We start from the raw sequence: 18,209 nt of genomic DNA, 5'->3' as shown, positions 1-18,209 counted from the left end.
ATTCTCAATGAAAATTCTGATTTTTCGACGAAAAATCGCGACGCCCTTGCTTGCTTGCGTGGTTTTGCCTAAACCTCGCGCAACCCTTCTTTGCCCAAAAGGTGCCCCCATGCGGATGACACGTTACTTCCTGCCTGTTCTGAAAGAAAATCCTGCCGAGGCGCAGATTGTCAGCCACCGCTATATGCTGCGCGCTGGTATGATTAAACAGCAAGCTGCCGGCATTTATTCCTGGTTGCCTCTGGGCTATAAGGTTCTAAAGCGGATTGAGCAAATCGTGCATGAGGAACAGGCTCGCGCAGGGCATATCCCTTTGTTGATGCCAACCTTGCAGCCTGCTGATCTGTGGCGCGAATCCGGTCGGTATGATGATTACGGTCAGGAAATGCTGCGGATCAAAGACCGCCAAGGCCGTGATATGCTCTACGGTCCGACCAATGAGGAAATGATCACCGATATTTTCCGCAGCCATGTAAACAGCTACAAAGACCTGCCGTTGACGCTGTACCACATCCAGTGGAAATTCCGCGATGAGATGCGCCCACGTTTCGGCGTGATGCGTGGCCGTGAATTCCTGATGAAAGACGGCTATAACTTTGACCTGACGGTCGAGGATGCTTTGCACGCCTATAACCGCCATTTGGTCAGCTACCTGCGCACCTATGAACGTATGGGCCTGCAAGCCATTCCGATGCGTGCTGATTCCGGCCCGATTGGTGGCGAAGATACGCATGAGTTCCTCGTACTGGCGGAAACCGGCGAATCCGAGGTGTTCTATGACAGCGCGGTGACGGATATCAGCCTTGGTGCGCGCGATATCGACTATGACGACAAAGCCCAGTGCAAGGCCGTGATGGAGGAATTCACCTCGCTCTACGCCCGCACAGATGAAACCCATGACGAGGCCGCCTTTAACGCCATCCCCGAAGAGCGCCGCAAATGCGCGCGCGGTATCGAAGTTGGCCAAATCTTCTTTTTCGGCACCAAGTATTCCGAGGCGATGGGCGCCACTGTTGTCACGCCGGACGGCAGCAAAGTGCCTGTACAAATGGGCAGCCATGGTATCGGCGTGTCGCGCCTGCTGGGGGCGATTATTGAGGCAAGCCATGACGACAAAGGCATCATCTGGCCCGAAGGCGTGACCCCGTTCCATTGCGGGATTGTGAACCTGAAGCAAGGCGACGATGATACCGATGCGGCCTGTGAAGGTATTTATAAAGCGTTGCAAAAGGCTGGCCTCGACCCGCTCTATGATGACCGCAACGACCGCGCGGGCGCAAAATTTGCGACGATGGACCTGATCGGCCTGCCGTGGCGCATTACTGTTGGCCCGCGTGGGTTGAAGAATGGCGTGGTCGAATTGACCAGCCGCCGCACAGGCGAAAGCGTTGAGATGACCGCTGATGATGCCGTGGCGCGGATTATCGAGATCTACGCAGGTCACTAGGGCGATCACGTATATATGCACATTACGGCGCGCCTGATCCTTCGGGCGCGCCGATTTCGTCTTTGACACTGCACCCGTTATAGTCGATTTTGCAGGCCAAAGCTGGGGGCAGGGCGACTCTGTAAGTCGCCATGACATAATCCGGCAAGCAGAGGCGAGACAAATGATTGGCAAAGCATTGACGCTGGTGGGCGGCTTGGCGGGGGCGGCAACGCTGTCGCAATACCCCGAGTTTTCGCAGCAATATATCCAGCGCTTGGGCGGGCAGGTTGACGCACTTGCGGCAATCGTGGGTGATTTTGACCGCAGCGCCACCGACAACGGCCTAACCCGCGATGCCGCGTTGGGCCAGTTGCAAGGCACCGCGTTTTTGGCCGCGCGCAAGGGTGATATGCAAACCGCTTTTGCGCGGTTTGAGCGGCTTTCCGGCGACCTTGCCTTGCTGCGCCTTGCCACCCCGATTGAACGCATCACTATGCCGCAGCGTCTGGCCGACCCTGCCACGTTCAACGCCACATGGGCCGATTTCCGCCCTGCGCTGCCGCTCTCGGTGGCGGGTGCGGTGGCCGCAGGGGCCGGTTTTGTTGTGGCGGGGGGCGCGGTTCGGATAATTTTGTCGCTGCTGCTCTGGCCGTTCCGGCGTCGTTGCGCATCACGCAAAGCGGCAGCACAGCGCAAAGAGCCGGTGATGCGCGGCCAACCTGCACCGCCAAAACAACCCACGCCACCAAAGCCACCCGTGCCGCGCGCGCCCAATGCGCCACGCAAACAGCCCGTGCTGCGCCGTTCCGCCCAATAACGCAGCCGTGCCTTGACCTGCCCCCGCATTTCCCGCAGGTTCCGCGCGCATCTACGCGACAGATAATAGCATGTTGACCCCAAGGAGCCTGCCCCGTGAACACCCCCCCCTTCGCGCCCTTTGAATGGATGATCGCGTGGCGATATTTGCGGGCAAAACGGGCCGAGGGTGGCGTGTCGGTTATGACGTGGATCAGCCTGATCGGCATCACTTTGGCTGTGTTTGCCTTGATTGCCACGCTGTCTGTTCGGGCGGGCTTTCGGGCGGAATTTGTGGACACGATTCTTGGCGCGAACGCCCATGTGACCATCTACGCCGCCCAGCATCAGGCCGCCGACGGCCGCACGATCAGCGGGTTTGAAGAGTATGATGCGGTGGCCAAAAAAGTGGCCGAGGTGCCAACCGTCACCCGTGCAGCGCCTATGGTGCGGGGCCAAGTGATGGCGACGGCAGGCACGCGCAGCTCGGGCGTCGAAGTCTACGGCATGCGCGGCGATGACGTGCGCGCGATACCGCGTGTGGGCGAGGGGGCTGATGCTTACGGCGACCTGTCGCGCTATGATGAAGGTATCGCCATCGGGTCGGGCATTGCGCGCGAATTGGGCGTGACGGTGGGGGACAGGATCCGACTGATTTCGCCCAACGGTGTGAAAACCGCCTTTGGCACCAGCCCGCGGGTTTCGGCCTTTGAGGTGGTCTATGTGTTCACCGCTGGCCGCTATGATATTGATCGCACACGGGTTTATATGCCGCTGGCCGCAGCGCAGGATTATTTCAACCGCGAAGGATTGGCGGATGAGATCGAGGTGATGGTCACCAAGCCTGAACAGGTGGATAATATCGCGCTGGATTTGATGACCGCTGCGGGGCAATACGCCAATATCTGGACATGGCGCGATAGCTCGGGCAGCTTTTTGCGGGCCTTGGATATCGAAGACAATGTGATGTTCATCATCCTGTCGATTTTGGTGCTGATTGCGGCGATGAATATTGTTTCGGGCCTGATTATGCTGGTGAAAAACAAAGGCCGCGATATTGGTATTTTGCGCACGATGGGCCTGACCGAAGGGTCGATCTTACGGATATTTTTCATCTGCGGCGCGTTTACTGGCATCATTGGCACCTTTGCAGGCGTGGCACTGGGGTGTCTGTTTGCGATCTATATCGACCCTATCTTCAGCTTTGTGAACTATGTCGCAGGCGGCGGGGTTTGGGATCCGTCCATTCGCGGCATCTATGCGCTGCCCGCCAAACTGCAATGGCATGATGTGATGTCGGCGGTGTCGTTGTCGCTGGGGCTGTCGTTCGTTGTGACCATCTTTCCCGCGCGCCGTGCCGCTCGGATGAACCCGGTAGAGGCCTTGCGCTATGAGTGATGTGATGCTGTCGCTGAACGCGATCACCAAGGCTTATAACAAAGGCAAACCTGCCGAGGTGCAAGTGCTGCGCGGGGCCTCCCTGAGCGTGGCACGGGGCGAGGTGGTGGCGCTTGTGGCCCCGTCGGGTGCGGGCAAATCGACCTTGCTGCAAATTGCGGGGCTTTTGGATACAGCCGACAGTGGGCAAATGCAGCTTGATGGCACCAATTTGGCGGGGTTGCCGGATCGGGCGCGCACCGAAGCGCGCCGGCGTGATATCGGCTTTATTTATCAGTTCCACCACCTGCTGCCCGAGTTTACGGCGCTGGAAAACATCGTCTTGCCGCAGCTTGCCAATGGGGTGCCCAAGGCCAAAGCCGAGGCCCACGCGCGCGCGCTGTTGGATCAAGTCGGCGTTGGCCACCGCGCCGAGCATCGCCCCGCAGCCCTGTCGGGGGGCGAGCAACAGCGGGTGGCCTTTTGCCGCGCGCTTGCCAATGGCCCGCGCCTGCTGTTGGCGGATGAGCCGACAGGCAACCTTGACCCTGCCACCTCGGACCAAGTGTTTGGCGCGTTGATGGGGTTGGTGCGGACCACCGGCCTTTCGGCGCTGATCGCCACGCATAATATGGAGCTAGCCGCGCGGATGGACCGGATCGTCCGGCTAGAGGCAGGGCAGGTGGTGCTGTAACCTCACGCGCGGCTCAAGCACATGTGTGCCCTGTTACAGGCCAAAGCTGCTAGTCAAGGGAAACCCTGACAACATGAGGTCCCATGACACGTTCTATCCTTCTCGCCGGGCTAATCGCCGCTACGCTTGCGCCAGCCGCTTTTGCCGAAGCCGTACCGTTTGACAAATCATGGTCAACGCAGCGGTTTTCGTTGTTTTCATCCAATAAATACGGGTTTCAAGGAAACACGCTGTCTATCGCGTCGGATGGCTCAGTTTCGCTGGCCTATGCGCGCGTAAAGCAGCCGCTTTGGGGGGCTACATCGGCAAAATGGTCTTGGGGCGTCAGCCAGTCCGTGCCTGCAACCGATTTGGCGAAAAAGGGCGGCGATGATCGCAACGCCTCGCTTTATTTCGTGTTTTTGCCCGAGGCCGAGGCCAAAGCGCTGGGGGACAATGCCAATATTCGCAAGCTGCTGACAGCTGATTCTGCGCGGGTGTTAGTCTATGTTTGGGGCGATAATAAGGGGCGCGGCAAGGTGCTTGCCAGCCCCTACCTTGGCAATCGTGGCAAGACCATTTTGCTGCGGGCGGCGGGCACGGGCCAGTTTTCGGAAGCAGTTAACTTGGCTGCCGATTACAAGCGCGTATTTGGTGGCGCTGCAGGGGCATTGGTTGGGCTGGCAGTATCGGCCGACTCGGATGACACAAAATCCGCTATCCGCGCCTCAATTTCGGGCCTGTCGCTAAACTGACGCGTTTAAACAGATGGGGTGTTTGCACTGCATCAAACCCGGCACATAGCTGTGGCAGAGTCGGGGTGAACCCCGACCTGCGTGCCAGGTGCGGTCTTGCGTTATTTGATCTTTTTGCCCGCGATTGTGGTACTGTCTTTGCCAGCATTTGAATTGGCTGTGGCCAGCACTTTTGGCACTTCCTTCTTCGGCTTTTTGGTCTCTTTATTGCCTTTGTTTTTCTCTTTGGACATGATGCATTCCCTAGTGTCAGGTTACCGCTTTGGCCTATGCCGTGCGGGTCGCTGCGCTGGGTGTCATGGGGCCGGACACTGTGTCAGGCCGATGATCCCGTTGGGCATCAGGGGCGGAACAAATCGCGGTGCCGGAGCCTGTATTGAAAAGATAGGCTTGAGGGTGCAAGAGCGCAAGGGGGCAGTGCAGCTGTCTTTCGCCAATACATATATGAGCCGACCGATTCGCCAATGCGCAGCGGTGACCCCCGATTGATGCGCAATCGGCACCTAAGACCAAGATTTCCCCTTACTTCATTTCAGGGCGAAACACTGGTGCAAGCGTTGCGCGAAATAGGGGGCAAAACTGGCCGTGAAACGGGCAAAGTCTGGCCTTGGGGTTTGGGCTTTGTTAGGGTTGTGGTAACGATAGGGGCAGGTTTATTGCACCAAAACCGCACGGGGAAATGATGGCAGCGCTGACTTGTTTTAAAGCCGATGACGCGCGCGGCCGCCTTGGCGAAGAGTTGAACCAAGGCATCACACAACGCATTGCCCGCGCCTTTGCCGAGGTACTGCGCGCCGAACGGGTGGTGGTGGGCCATGATGCGCGCGCCTCGTCACGGGCGTTGGTCGGTGCGGTAAAGGCAGGGCTGCTTGAGGCAGGTGTAGAGGTTTTGGACCTTGGCCTGTGCGGCACCGAAGAAATGTATCACGCGACCGATTATTTTGGGGCCGACGGCGGGGTAGAGGTGACCGCCTCGGACAACCCTATGAATTACAATGGGTTAACGATGGTCAAGGCCGGTGCGGTGCCGTTGGATCCTGCGATCGATATGGTCAAAGTTCAGGCACTGGCCGAAAGCGGATATTTCGCGCCAGATAAGCCGGGCGGCAATATTCGCCCCGCCAAGGCCGCGCGCGGGGCTTATGTGCGGGCCGTGCTGGCGTTGATTGACCTGCCTGTCCTGCGCCCGATGACGATTTTGGTGAACGCCGGAAACGGTGCCGTAGGCCCTACTTTTGACGCGATTGCCGAGGCCTTGTCTAAACGCCGCGCGCCCTTGTCGTTTATTTGCTTGAACCATGAGCCTGACGGCAGCTTTGACAGTGGCCCCCCCGATCCTGTGCTGCCCGAAAGCCAGCCGATGACAGCCAATGCCGTGCTGGCGGCGGGGGCCGATTTGGGCATCGCCTTTGATGGCGATTTTGACCGCTGTTTCTTCTTTGATCATCTGGGCCGTGTTGTGCCGGGTGACTATGTCGTGGGCCTGCTGGCCGAGGTGTTTATGGCCAAGGAAGCAGGGGCCAAGATCGTGCTTGACGCGCGCAGCATGTGGAACACGCAGGAGATTGTGGACCGTCTTGGCGGCACCCCTGTGATGGCGCACAAGACCTGTCTAAAGCAGGCCCTGTACGAGACGGGCGCGGTTTACGGTGGGGATCTGTCGGCGCGTCACTATTTCCGCGATTTTGCCTGTTGTGACAGCGGCATGATCCCTTGGCTGCTGATTGTCGAGCTGATGTCGCGGCGGGGCATGTCCTTGGCCGATTTGGTGAATGAACGCATGGCGGCATTTCCATCCTCGGATGAGACGAACTATGACGTCGGCGATGCCAAGGCTGCTATGGCGCGGGTGCTTGCGGCGTTTGAGGCGCAGGCGGTGGCGCGTGATGATACCGACGGTTTGTCGCTTGATATGGGCGATTGGCGGTTCCGTCTGCGCCCCTCCAGCACCGAACCTTTGCTGCGATTGACGGTCGAGGCGCGGGGCGATGCGGCACTGGTTGCATCATGCGTTGAACGGCTGCGCGCGGTGATCGAGGCAACAGGCTGACTGCGCATTGAGGATTTTGCCCCTTGGCTTGGTCAGACCTTGAACTGTCGCATTTGCAGATTGGCATTGCCGAATTGGGCGCTAACCTTAGGTGACACATCACGAGGTGCCCCATGTCCAGCGACCCGCTTTTGCAGCCCTACCAGTTAAAGCATCTGACCCTGCGCAACAGGATCATGATCACCAGCCATGAACCCGCCTATCCTGATGATGGGATGCCCAAAGAACGCTACCGTGCCTATCACGTAGAACGCGCCCGCGCGGGTGTGGCACTGACGATGACGGCGGGGTCGGGGTCAGTCTCGCGCGATAGCCCGCCGGTGTTTAACAATATCTTAGTCTGGAAGGATGAGGTCGTCGGCTGGATGAAGCAGATGGCCGATGAATGCCATGATCACGGGGCGGCGGTGATGATCCAGCTTACCCATTTGGGCCGCCGCACGCGCTGGGACAAAGGCGATTGGCTGCCATCGGTTTCCACCTCGCATGCCCGCGAACCGGCGCATCGGGCCTATCCCAAGAAGGTCGAGGATTGGGATATTGCCCGTATTATCCAAGACTACGCCGATGGCGCGGAACGCATGTCTGCGGCGGGTTTGGATGGGGTGGAACTGGAATGCTACGGCCATTTGATGGACCAATTCATGTCGCCCTTAACCAATGACCTGGACGGCCCCTACGGCGGCAGCTTGGAAAACCGCGCGCGGTTTGCGCTGGATGTGGTGGCCGCAATCCGCGCACGTGTGGGGGAGAAATTCCTGATCGGTATGCGCTATACGGCGGATGAAGTAGCCAAAGGTGGCATAGATGCCGAGGAAGGCGTGGCGATTGGCAAGCTGTTTCGCGACAGCGGCAATGTTGACTTTCTGAACGTCATTCGTGGCCAAATCCACACCGACCCTGCGATGACAGATGTGATCCCGATACAAGGCATGAAATCCGCGCCGCATCTGGATTTTGCAGGCCGTATCCGCGCCGAGGTGGGGCTGCCCACGTTCCACGCCAGCCGCATCCCCGATGTTGCAACCGCCCGCCATGCCATCGCCAGTGGCAAGCTGGATATGGTCGGCATGACCCGCGCCCATATGACCGACCCGCATTTGGTGCGCAAAATCATCGAAGGGCGCGAGGATGATATTCGCCCCTGTGTCGGCGCGAATTACTGCCTTGACCGAATTTACCAAGGTGGCCACGCCTATTGCATCCACAACCCGTCAACCGGCCGAGAGGTGGAGCAACCGCATGAGATTGGGCGGGCGGATGTGCGCAAAAAGGTGTTGATCATCGGCGCAGGGCCAGCGGGGCTGGAGGCCGCACGCGTGGCCGCCCTGCGCGGGCATAGCGTGGTGGTGCATGAGGCCGCAGCCCATGCTGGCGGCCAAATTCGCCTGACCGCCCAAACCCCACGGCGCCGAGAAATGATCGGGATTATAGATTGGCGCTTGGCGCAATGTGAGAAGTTGGGTGTTTCCATAAAATACAACAGCTTGGCGGACGAAGCTGTGATATTGGATGAAGCTGCCGATGTGGTGATTATCGCCACGGGCGGCCTGCCCGAAACCGCGATCTTGGACAGCGGAAACGATCTTACCACCTCAACATGGGATATTTTGTCGGGGGATGTGCGCCCCGGCGCAAACGTCCTTATCTATGATGAGGCAGGCGATGCGGCAGGGTTGCAAGCCGCCGATAAGGTTGTCGAGGCAGGTGGTAAAGTTGAGATCATGACACGCGATCGCAGCTTTTCGCCCGAGGTGATGGCGATGAATTTGGTGCCCTATATGCGCACACTGCAACGGGCTGATGCGGTTTTTACTGTCACATGGCGCGTGCTATCGGTGCGGCGTGACGGTAACCAATTGGTGGCGGTTGTCGGCTCTGATTACGGTGATATGACGCGCGAACGGCGGGTCGATCAAGTGATCGTCAACAATGGCACCGTGCCGCTGGATGATCTATATTTCGCGCTGCGCCCGCAATCCAAAAACCTTGGCCAAGTTGACTATGAGGCGCTGATTGCCCGCCAGCCACAAACCATTGCCCCCAACCCCGATGGGGCGTTTGTGCTCTACCGGATTGGCGACGCTGTGGCCTCGCGCAATACCCATGCCGCGATTTATGATGCGCTGCGGCTGATGCGCACGATTTAAGCTGCGGCCTTGGCGGCCTCGCGCCCAAGTGCTAAAGGGGCCGCAAACCGGATTGGAGGCGATGATGACCCAAGCTTTGGACCAAGAACGCGCAACGGCAGCCGCGTGGTTTCGCACCCTGCGCGATGAGATTGTTGCAAGTTTTGAGAGCTTGGAGGATCGCCAAACCGCGGGCCCTAACGCCAACCTGCCCGCAGGGCGGTTTGAAGTAACACCAACCCAGCGCAGTGCCGAGGATGGATCAGACGCTGGCGGCGGCTTGATGTCTGTCATGCGTGGCGGGCGGGTGTTTGAAAAGGTGGGGGTGAATATTTCCACCGTTTACGGCGATCTTGGCCCTGCCGCGCAAAAGGCGATGGCCGCGCGCGGTGTGCCGGGCATGGAAAGCGACCCGCGCTTTTGGGCCTCTGGCATCAGCCTTGTGGCCCATATGCAAAACCCCCATGCTCCCGCCGTTCACATGAACACACGGATGTTTTGGACCCCGCATGCGTGGTGGTTTGGCGGTGGCTCCGATTTGAACCCCTGCATTGAATATGCCGAGGATACCGCCCATTTCCACGCCACACAGGCCAAACACCTCGCCCCACATGGCGATGATCTGTACCCCAAGTTAAAGGCTTGGGCAGATGAATACTTTTATATTCCACACCGCAACCGTGCGCGGGGCGTGGGCGGCATTTTCATGGATGACCGCAACACCGGCGATTGGGCCGCTGATTTTGCGCTGACCCAAGATATTGGCCGCGCGTTCTTGCCTGCCTATGTGCCGCTGGTCGATGCGCGGCGTGATACGCTTTGGTCGGAATCTGATAAGGAAACCCAGCTTATCCATCGCGGGCTTTATGCCGAATATAACCTTGTGTATGACCGTGGCACCAAGTTTGGCCTTGCCACGGGGCATGATGCAAATGCCGTGTTGATGAGCCTGCCGCCGATGGCCAAATGGATCTAATTCCTGCATGGGTTGATGGCGTTTTGCAGCCGATGGAAAAGCTGGCCGTGCATCAGCGGGGCCTGCGCCATAAGGCGGTATCGGTGTTTGTACTGGCAGGTGACAAGTTGCTGATCCAGCAACGTGCCTCGGACAAATATCATACCCCGAACCTATGGGCCAATACCTGCTGCACCCACCCGCATTGGGATGAGGCCGACACCATTTGCGCCTATCGCAGGCTGGGGGATGAGCTGGGCATTGAGGGGCTTAGCTTGCGTGCCGTTGGCGAAGTGCGCTACCGCGCCAATGTGGGCAATGGCCTGACCGAGGATGAGGTTGTGGCAGTTTTTGTCGCCGAGGCGGGCGCGGAGTTGGCGATGAGCCTGAACCCGGACGAGGTGCAAGCGGTGCGCTGGGTTTCCGTTGACGCGTTGCTGCATGAGATTGTGCAGACGCCCGAGGCATTTACCCCGTGGCTGCGCATTTACCTGACCGAGCATCGGACCCAGATTTTGGGCGCGTGACGGCGTTTTGCGCTTGGCTTTGGCGCGGGCGTGGTTAGGCTGGTGCCGAAAAATAGAGGTACAAAAATGAAGCTGTATTTGGCCAAAGGCACGATTTCAATCGCGGTGGCAATTGCGTTAGAAGAGGCTGGGCTGGCCTATACGCCGGTGGTGCTTGATTTTGCCGCAGGGGCGCAAGCGCAGCCCGCATATCTGGCGATTAACCCCAAAGGCCGCGTGCCAAGTTTGATTTTAGATCAAGGTACGCTGACCGAAACGGGCGCTATTTTGGAATACATTGGCAGTTTGGCGCCTGCGTTGGTGCCGGATAACGCCTTTCAGGCCGCCAAAATGCGTGAAGCGATGTATTACATTGCCTCAACCTTTCATGTTAACCATGCGCATAAGCTGCGCGGGCATCGTTGGGCGAATGACGAGGCCAGTTTTGCCGATATGCGCGCCAAAGTGCCCGAAACGATGCGGGCGGCCTGCGGGTATCTAGAGGTTGAGGTGATGCAGGGGCCGTTCGTTTTGGGCGACCAGATATCATTGGCCGATGCATATTTATTTGTGGCGACAACGTGGTTGGCGGGCGACGGCGTGGATGTAGCGGGCTTTCCCAAGCTGTATGCCTTTATGGCTGCGATGGAAGCGCGTCCTGCGGTTCGTAAAATGCGCGACGCGGGGTGGCTGTAGAAGGCTAGCTGCCGTTCGGTTTTGGGGCCAGCGTCCGGTTTTAGGTATTTGTGCCAAGATGAAACCGGATCAGCTGTTTTTGATCCATGCGCCGAGCGTGGCGAGGGCCGAAGGGTTCGCGCCTTTTGTCTCGGCGCGGTCGGCGGCGTTTAGCAGTTTGTACATGCCGCGCAGACCCAGCCAGCGGAGGGGTTCAGGCTCCCATTTGCGCAGGGGGCGGTTGACCCATGGCAAACGGGTAAGCGCGGTGGTTCTGTCCAACGCCAGATCGGCCAAGGTGCGGCCTGCAAGGTTGGACGTAGAGACGCCAACGCCGACATAGCCGCCCGCCGAACCGATACGGGTTTTGGCGTCAAAATCGACCCTTGCGCACCAGTCGCGCGGCACGCCAAGGGTGCCGCACCACGCGTGGTCAATCGGCGCATGGGCTGCGGCGGGAAAATGGGAGTGCAAGATGGTTATCAGGCGGCGGATTGTCTCATCATCAGGGGTGCCGTTATCATCGAGCCGGTTGTTATAGCGGTAGGGAATACCGCGGCCGCCTACGGCGATGCGCCCGTCATCGGTGCGCTGGCAATAGCAATAGGCGTTGGCAAAATCCCCTAGTATTTCATAGCCTTGCCAGCCGATCTTATCCCAAACCTGATCAGGCAAAGGGGCGGTGATGATTTGGGCCGAGTTCAGCGGTAGGATATCGCGCTGATGGCCTGCAAGCCGGCTGGTAAAGGCCTCGGTAGCGCGCAGGATTGTGCGTGCGAAAACAGGGCCGTGGGATGTTTCAACGCGGCCAGGATGCAGGGCTGTGGCGGGGGTGTTTTGATAAATCTGTACGCCCAAGGATTCCACCAGCCGCGCCAGCCCTTGCACCAGTTTGGCAGGCTGGATGCGTGCGACATGCGGCACGACCATTGCGCCTTGGGCCGAGGGGATGCGGATGCGGGCAGCCAGTGCCGCCGCGCCGATCATCTGGACATCTTCGCCCCAATGGCTGCGGATTTGGTGTTCGGCGCCAAGCCGCAACAGTTGGGCGGGGTTTGTGGCGACCAGCAACTCGTCCGTGCGGCGGATATTGGCGTCGATACCCGCGGATTTTGTCACTGAGATGATCTCATCCACCGTGCCCGTCATGGCGCGTACCATCGCCCGCAGGCTTTCGGCATCGGAGGTCGCGAGATAGCGATCATGCGCCCAGGCAAAACCGCCCGTCATCCACCCGCCATTACGACCAGAGGCACCAAAGCCCACATGCTTGGCCTCTATCACCGTAATTTTCAAGGCAGGCGCGGCGCGAGCCAGATAATAGGCCGCCCAAAGGCCGGTAAACCCTGCGCCAATGATGCAGACATCGGTATGGACAGGTGCGACAATTGGCGCGCGCGGCGGCTGTGCCCCGATTTGGCGATGCCAAAAAGAGGTTTCACCTGTTGTAATTGGCCATATCTGTGGGGGCTTCTGTGTCATATTGCAACAGAATGCCGCGGCGTGCGTCTTGGGGCAAGCTTTGTAATGCACCAGTCGGCGATGCTTGATAACATACAGCTTGTTATATGTTAAAAGCCGGTGCAGCCTGCGCACAGCATGTTGCCCACGGCCTTGATTTGTGGCATCACATTTTTAATTGCAACTAAACCACTGGGTTCAGATATGACCAATTTTGCCGCCCGTCGGACCATGATGGTCGATACGCAGGTTCGCCCTTCGGATGTGACCAAGTTTCCGATCATCGAATCGATGCTTGCCGTCCCGCGTGAGGCCTATGTGCCCAACGATCAGCTTGAGGCCGCCTATGTTGGTGGCAACCTTGAAATTGCGCCGGGCCGCGTGATGTTGGAACCACGCAGCTTTGCCAAACTGCTTGACTCGGTTGATGTGCAGCCGGATGAGGCGGTTCTCGATTTGGGCTGCGGTTACGGCTATTCGACTGCAGTGATTGCCCGCCTTGCCGATGTTGTCGTCGCAGTGGAAGAGGATGAAGCGCTGGCCGCTGATGCGCAACGCCGCCTGTCAGAGCATGGCGTTGATAATGCGGCTGTGATTGCCGGGCATTTGGCTGTGGGTGCTGCAAAACACGGGCCGTTCGATGTGATCATCGTGCAGGGCGCTGTTGAAGACGTGCCAGTCGGTCTGGTTGAACAATTGAAAGATGGCGGTCGTATTGCTGCGATTTTCATGGAAGGCAGCCTTGGGGTTGCCCGTATCGGCCATAAGGCCGGGCAGGGGCTGACGTGGCGCTACGCTTTTAACGCATCGGCGCCAGTGTTGCAGGGGTTCACCAAACCCAAAGCATTCGCGCTTTGAGGTCTCAATAATTCGCAAAAGCGAGCAGGAATAAGAACATGGTCTCACTTGGAAAAGTCGTTCGTGCAGGGGTGATAAGTGCCTTGATGGCATTGCCGCAATGGGCATCTGCTGAAAGCCTTGCTGATGCATTGACGGCCGCCTACCAGAATTCAAACCTGTTAGAACAGAACCGTGCGGTTTTGCGATCGGCGGATGAGGGCGTTGCACAGGCTGTTGCGCTGTTGCGGCCCGTTCTTAGCTTTCAAAGCAACGGCACCTATTCGCATACGAGCTCGTACGAAGGTCTATACGGCAGCGTATCCTTGGTTGCCGAAATGACTCTCTATGATTTCGGGCGCAATGCAGCGTCAATCGCTGTGCAAAAAGAAACCGTTTTGGCAACGCGTTCGTCGCTGATCAGCTATGAACAGCAGGTTTTGCTGGATGCCGTTTCGGCCTATGTTACTTTGCAGCAGCAGCAGGATGCTGTGTTGTTGCGTCAGGCCAATGTGCGGTTGATCGGACAAGAATTGCAAGCCGCCAAAGACCGTTTTGAGGTGGGTGAAATTACGCGCACTGACGTGGCCATTGCCGATGCCCAGCTTGCTGCATCGCAATCAGAACTGGCCAGCGCCCAAGGCGATTATGCCGTCGCGCGTGAAACTTATAAACTGAAAATTGGTCATTATCCCAGCAGCTTAAAGCCGCTGCCTAAGATGCCTTATACGGCAAAGGGCTTGGCCGAGGCGCAGGCTGTGGCGCGCAAAACCCATCCCAGCATTCATCAGTTGCAGCATCAGGTTGCGGCTGCGGAATTGAGCATTGCACTGGCCAAGGCGAATATGGGCCCATCTCTGTCAGGGGGCGTAACGGCGACGAATTCCAGCAAGAAAACCAGCGATAGTTTCAGCACCTCGATCACGCTGAGCCAGACGATTTACAATGGCGGCCGGAGTTCGTCGTTCTACCGGCAAGCGCTGGCATCGCGTGATCAATCGCGAGCAAGCCTGAACCAGACCGTTGCAACCGTTTTGCAATCGGTGGGGGCAGCTTGGTCTAACATTCAGGTCTCACAAGCCGGTATTGCGGCCACTGATCGCCAGATCCGTTCGGCCCAAACCGCCTATGACGGCGTCAAGGAAGAGGCCAAGCTGGGCTCTCGGACCACGTTGGATGTGCTGAACGCCGAGCAAGAGTTGCTGTCGGCCCGCACCGCGCGGCTTTCGGCACAGGCCAGCTATTCGATTGGGGTCTATACATTGCTGGCGCAGATGGGGCTTTTGACGGTCGATCACCTAAAGCTGGGCATCGCGACCTATGATCCCGAGGCGTATTACAATGCTGTCAAATCGGCGCCTGCAACCTCTTCGCAGGGCAAACGGTTGGACCGTGTTCTAAAGGCTATCGGCGGAAACTAAGCCCCATACCGCAGTGCAGTTGACCAAAGCCGCGCCCCTTGAAAAAAGGCGCGGCTTTGTGCATTTTGGGGGCAGGCTGGGCCGTCGGCGCTAAAACTGTCTCGCAAACGGTGATAATCCTTGGTAAAATTGGAAATCGTTAACTGGAACGCGCCCAATTCCTTGTCATGGCCAAGCCAAGGGGCTAAACTTTGGCAGAGATCTGCAAGGGTTTGTAAGTATTTTGCGTCTGGTCTTTTGGGGCCGCATGTCAGGCGATGGGGTGGGTAGTATGTCAGAACCGATGAGCACAGTTGATATTGAGGACGTTCTGGCTTCGATTCGCAAGCTTGTCTCCGAGGATCTGCGCCCTGTTGCGCCGCAAGCGGCATCTGCACATCCGGTTGTTCAGGGCGGTGTCGCGGGCGGCAAAGGCAAACTATTGTTAACGCCGGCCCTGCGCGTGGTCTCGGATCAAGTAGCGGATATGCCCGAAAGCCAAGATGCACCAGAGGCGCCCTATGAGTTTGTCGAGAACGATGGCTTTGGCATGTCTGGGCAGGTGATCCAAGTACACCCCGCGCAGAGCAGAACTGACGTTACCGAAGAGCCGTCTTTTGCAGACTCAGGCGCAGAATTGCCTCCAGAAGCGGCGCAAGCCCATGAGGAAGACTGGCTGCCCGAAAATAATGAAGAGGCGGAACCGTTTCCCGGTTGGGCGCCAACATCCGCACAAGCCACGTCTGATGTAACCCGCGTTGTTAATGAAATCGCGGCAGGGGTATCGGACGCCGATGAAGATTGGGAGCCTGAGACCGGCGACAGTCTTGCGGACGCGTGGCAGGCTCCCGATTGGCGCGATGAGGAGGAGGTGGCCAAGGCTGACGCCCTCACGCAATACGCCGCCAAAGCGATTGGTGACAGGGCAGAGGCTGCGGCTGTGGCCGAGGTTTTGGCTTTGGACGCAATGGTTGCACCCGAAACGGTGACTGAAACGTCAGAAGACAGCGAGCCTGAGCTGCGTTTTGATGAGGCCGTTCTGCGTGATTTGGTCCGCGATCTGATCAACCAAGAGCTAAGCGGCCCCTTGGGCGAGCGTATCACGCGCAATATACGCAAGCTGGTTCGGGCCGAGATTAACCGTGCCATGACGGCGAAAAGCCTTGATTAAGGGCCTGCTTGGGGCCCTGTATAACAGGAATAGCTAAAATCACGCATAAAAAAACGCGCCCAAACTCGGGCGCGTTTTTTTAATCAATGGGCAAATATTAAGCAGCTTCTGCTTGCTCGGCCGCATTGCGACGCTCGGACTCTTCGCGCGACAGCGCAACAGATGTCCGAATGCCTTTGGAAACGAATTCCATCAAGCCTTTGACAACGCGCTCATTCGGGTCAATCCCCGAGCAAGACAACACTTCGCGGCCATCGCGCGAACGTGCCCAGCGGGCGATTTGATCTGGGCCGTTGCCATATTTCTTGTCATCCGCGATCGCATCGTCCAAAGCTGCTAGCACGACTGCCGCAAAAAGTTTGCGTGCGCGCTGGCCTTGTTCAAAGTTGAAAGCAGTTCCATCAACGAAGTCTAGCATCTGGCCGTCCTATTCTTGGTCTTGTGTTTTCCGACGTTCGCGCAATATGACCATTTTTGCGCGATTCGGCATCCCTCATTCGGCATACCTGCCATGCTTGCACTGCATAGCTTGCCGGATCTAGCACTGTATCTTGTAAGCTTGTAGGCGCTAACAGGGATATATATAGGGTTGATAAGGAATTCTTCAACTTTTCGACAAGGTTTTGTCATAATGCCAAAGATCAACGGAAATGAAATCAAGCCTAGCTTTATTCTGGAGCATGACGGTGGCCTTTGGGCGGCTGTTAAGGTCAATATCGTAAAGCCCGGCAAGGGTGGCGCATTTGCGCAGGTCGAGCTGAAAAACCTGCGCGACGGCCGCAAACTGAACGAACGCTTTCGGTCAGAAGATAAGGTCGAGCGCGTAACCTTGGAAAACAAGGATCAGCAGTTCCTCTATGAAACCGACGGGATGTTGGTGTTCATGGACTCGGAAACCTATGAGCAGATCGAACTGCCTGCCGATTTGTTGGGCGATCGCCGCCCGTTCTTGCAAGACGGGATGATGGCGACGGTCGAATATTTCGGCGATGAGGCGCTGTCGATGCGCCTGCCGCAAAAGGTAAAGTGCAAAATCGTTGAGACTGAGCCTGTCCAAAAAGGCCAAACTGCTGCCAACAGCTTTAAGCCTGCGATTTTGGACAATGGCGTGCGGATCATGATCCCGCCGTTTATCGGCGTGGATGAAGAGATCATCGTGCATACGGAATTGATGGAATATTCCGAGCGCGCCTAAAAGGTTCGGGGGCGGGCTAGTCTGCCCCCAAATACCCTACCGCGGCACCTTCTGCGGTCATCCCGTCGGCAATACGGTCAAAGCGCAGGTAGGCAATCGCCTCACCGCCCGCTTGGGTAAAGATTTGCCCCACGGGTTTGCCATCGGCCATAATCTCGGCCCCCAAGGCCACGGGTGCGGAAACCGACACGCGGGCGATGCCTTTGCGCAGCTCGGTCTTATGCTTCATCCGCGCGGTCACTTCTTGGCCCACGTAACAGCCCTTGCGGAAATCGACGCCATGCAGGCGCTCAAAACCGCATTCCAGAATATAGCTGTCATTCGGCGTCAGCTCGGCCCCGTAAGCGGGGATAAGGTGCTGCACACGCAAGGCGTTCCAATCTGTACCGTCATCCGGCCCAGCTGTGGGGCCGTAGAGCCGCCAACCAAGCCCTGTGTGGCGCGGGTCGGCAAATGCGCCGCTTGGGGTGGGGCCAAGGCCGCGCGTGACGTGCCGGTCGTTGGCGATGGCGATTTGCACATCGGCGCGCAGGCGGTACATCGACAGCCGCTTTAGCACATCCTCGGCGGCCAGTGCGGGCATATCCAACAGCAGCGCAGCACCGGTATTGACCACAAAGAAATCGGCCAGATATTTGCCTTGAGGCGACAGAAACGCGGTCCAGACGATCCCCGCCGCATCTGCCAGCGGTTGCACGTTATTCGTGACCAGCCCTTGCAAAAAGCCAATCGCATCGGCCCCAGTGACGACTGCAACACTGCGGAGATCGGTTTGGTCACTGGGCATCGGTTTGCTCCTGC

At 58.0% G+C, this 18,209-nt stretch carries 18 protein-coding genes; 14 read left to right on the top strand and 4 right to left on the bottom strand.

Annotated elements, in window-relative coordinates; translation table 11 throughout:
- Positions 1 to 109: 109 nt before the first annotated feature.
- The 5 genes from proS to ACEN2J_RS11820 all read left to right on the top strand — a co-directional run bounded on the left by proS (position 110) and on the right by ACEN2J_RS11820 (position 5,029).
- Positions 110 to 1,447: a proline--tRNA ligase gene (gene proS, locus ACEN2J_RS11840; protein WP_442106066.1), complete on the top strand. Its 1,338-nt coding sequence runs from the start codon at positions 110 to 112 to the stop codon at positions 1,445 to 1,447.
- A 163-nt stretch (positions 1,448 to 1,610) separates the two neighbouring features.
- Complete coding sequence (locus ACEN2J_RS11835; RefSeq protein ID WP_442106065.1) at positions 1,611 to 2,246, top strand: DUF2937 family protein; 636 nt, start codon at positions 1,611 to 1,613, stop codon at positions 2,244 to 2,246.
- A gap of 128 nt (positions 2,247 to 2,374) precedes the next feature.
- Positions 2,375 to 3,622 carry a lipoprotein-releasing ABC transporter permease subunit gene (locus tag ACEN2J_RS11830; RefSeq protein WP_442106097.1) on the top strand — a complete coding sequence of 416 codons (1,248 nt, stop codon included), beginning with the start codon at positions 2,375 to 2,377 and terminating at the stop codon, positions 3,620 to 3,622.
- A complete protein-coding gene (locus ACEN2J_RS11825) occupies positions 3,615 to 4,295 on the top strand; it encodes an ABC transporter ATP-binding protein (protein WP_442106064.1) in 681 nt (226 codons plus the stop codon). Before ACEN2J_RS11830 ends, ACEN2J_RS11825 begins: the two co-directional genes overlap by 8 nt.
- A gap of 83 nt (positions 4,296 to 4,378) precedes the next feature.
- Complete coding sequence (locus ACEN2J_RS11820; RefSeq protein WP_442106062.1) at positions 4,379 to 5,029, top strand: DUF3047 domain-containing protein; 651 nt, start codon at positions 4,379 to 4,381, stop codon at positions 5,027 to 5,029.
- Between the two features lie 101 nt (positions 5,030 to 5,130).
- Here ACEN2J_RS11820 and ACEN2J_RS11815 read toward each other — a convergent pair whose 3' ends face one another.
- Positions 5,131 to 5,262 (bottom strand): hypothetical protein, encoded by a 132-nt coding sequence (locus tag ACEN2J_RS11815; protein WP_442106060.1) that lies wholly within the window; start codon positions 5,260 to 5,262, stop codon positions 5,131 to 5,133.
- 449 nt (positions 5,263 to 5,711) lie between these two features.
- On the opposite strand from ACEN2J_RS11815, the gene ACEN2J_RS11810 reads away from it, so the two are divergent.
- The 5 genes from ACEN2J_RS11810 (at position 5,712) to ACEN2J_RS11790 (ending at position 11,365) form a co-directional block, all read left to right on the top strand.
- A complete protein-coding gene (locus ACEN2J_RS11810; RefSeq protein ID WP_442106059.1) occupies positions 5,712 to 7,079 on the top strand; it encodes a phosphomannomutase in 1,368 nt (455 codons plus the stop codon).
- A 113-nt stretch (positions 7,080 to 7,192) separates the two neighbouring features.
- Positions 7,193 to 9,229: an oxidoreductase gene (locus ACEN2J_RS11805; RefSeq protein ID WP_442106057.1), complete on the top strand. Its 2,037-nt coding sequence runs from the start codon at positions 7,193 to 7,195 to the stop codon at positions 9,227 to 9,229.
- Positions 9,230 to 9,293: 64 nt separating this feature from the next.
- Entirely contained in the window at positions 9,294 to 10,184 is an 891-nt protein-coding gene (hemF, locus tag ACEN2J_RS11800; RefSeq protein ID WP_442106056.1) for an oxygen-dependent coproporphyrinogen oxidase, read from the top strand.
- Positions 10,175 to 10,690 (top strand): isopentenyl-diphosphate Delta-isomerase, encoded by a 516-nt coding sequence (gene idi, locus ACEN2J_RS11795; protein ID WP_442106055.1) that lies wholly within the window; start codon positions 10,175 to 10,177, stop codon positions 10,688 to 10,690. The genes hemF and idi overlap by 10 nt, the downstream gene beginning before the upstream one ends.
- Before the next feature lie 66 nt (positions 10,691 to 10,756).
- A complete protein-coding gene (locus tag ACEN2J_RS11790) occupies positions 10,757 to 11,365 on the top strand; it encodes a glutathione S-transferase family protein (protein WP_442106054.1) in 609 nt (202 codons plus the stop codon).
- 69 nt (positions 11,366 to 11,434) lie between these two features.
- Here the strand turns inward: ACEN2J_RS11790 and ACEN2J_RS11785 are convergent, their stop codons facing one another.
- Positions 11,435 to 12,826, bottom strand: coding sequence for an NAD(P)/FAD-dependent oxidoreductase (locus ACEN2J_RS11785; RefSeq protein ID WP_442106052.1), 1,392 nt, complete (start codon positions 12,824 to 12,826; stop codon positions 11,435 to 11,437).
- Between the two features lie 183 nt (positions 12,827 to 13,009).
- Between ACEN2J_RS11785 and ACEN2J_RS11780 the strand changes: the two genes are divergently transcribed.
- The 3 genes from ACEN2J_RS11780 to ACEN2J_RS11770 all read left to right on the top strand — a co-directional run bounded on the left by ACEN2J_RS11780 (position 13,010) and on the right by ACEN2J_RS11770 (position 16,213).
- On the top strand, positions 13,010 to 13,663 hold the full coding sequence (locus ACEN2J_RS11780) for a protein-L-isoaspartate O-methyltransferase family protein (protein WP_442106051.1): 654 nt from the start codon (positions 13,010 to 13,012) through the stop codon (positions 13,661 to 13,663).
- Positions 13,664 to 13,701: 38 nt separating this feature from the next.
- A complete protein-coding gene (locus ACEN2J_RS11775) occupies positions 13,702 to 15,063 on the top strand; it encodes a TolC family outer membrane protein (protein WP_442106049.1) in 1,362 nt (453 codons plus the stop codon).
- Between the two features lie 271 nt (positions 15,064 to 15,334).
- On the top strand, positions 15,335 to 16,213 hold the full coding sequence (locus ACEN2J_RS11770; protein ID WP_442106047.1) for a hypothetical protein: 879 nt from the start codon (positions 15,335 to 15,337) through the stop codon (positions 16,211 to 16,213).
- Between the two features lie 97 nt (positions 16,214 to 16,310).
- Here the strand turns inward: ACEN2J_RS11770 and ACEN2J_RS11765 are convergent, their stop codons facing one another.
- Positions 16,311 to 16,631 carry a DUF6280 family protein gene (locus ACEN2J_RS11765; RefSeq protein ID WP_050523679.1) on the bottom strand — a complete coding sequence of 107 codons (321 nt, stop codon included), beginning with the start codon at positions 16,629 to 16,631 and terminating at the stop codon, positions 16,311 to 16,313.
- Positions 16,632 to 16,844: 213 nt separating this feature from the next.
- On the opposite strand from ACEN2J_RS11765, the gene efp reads away from it, so the two are divergent.
- A complete protein-coding gene (efp, locus tag ACEN2J_RS11760) occupies positions 16,845 to 17,408 on the top strand; it encodes an elongation factor P (protein WP_442106045.1) in 564 nt (187 codons plus the stop codon).
- A 16-nt stretch (positions 17,409 to 17,424) separates the two neighbouring features.
- Here the strand turns inward: efp and ygfZ are convergent, their stop codons facing one another.
- Entirely contained in the window at positions 17,425 to 18,195 is a 771-nt protein-coding gene (gene ygfZ / locus ACEN2J_RS11755) for a CAF17-like 4Fe-4S cluster assembly/insertion protein YgfZ (RefSeq protein ID WP_442106044.1), read from the bottom strand.
- Between the last annotated feature and the right edge of the window lie 14 nt (positions 18,196 to 18,209).

The organism is Pseudorhodobacter sp. W20_MBD10_FR17 (assembly GCF_052119765.1).
GTDB lineage: Bacteria > Pseudomonadota > Alphaproteobacteria > Rhodobacterales > Rhodobacteraceae > Pseudorhodobacter.
This window is presented reverse-complemented; position numbering and strand designations above follow the sequence as displayed.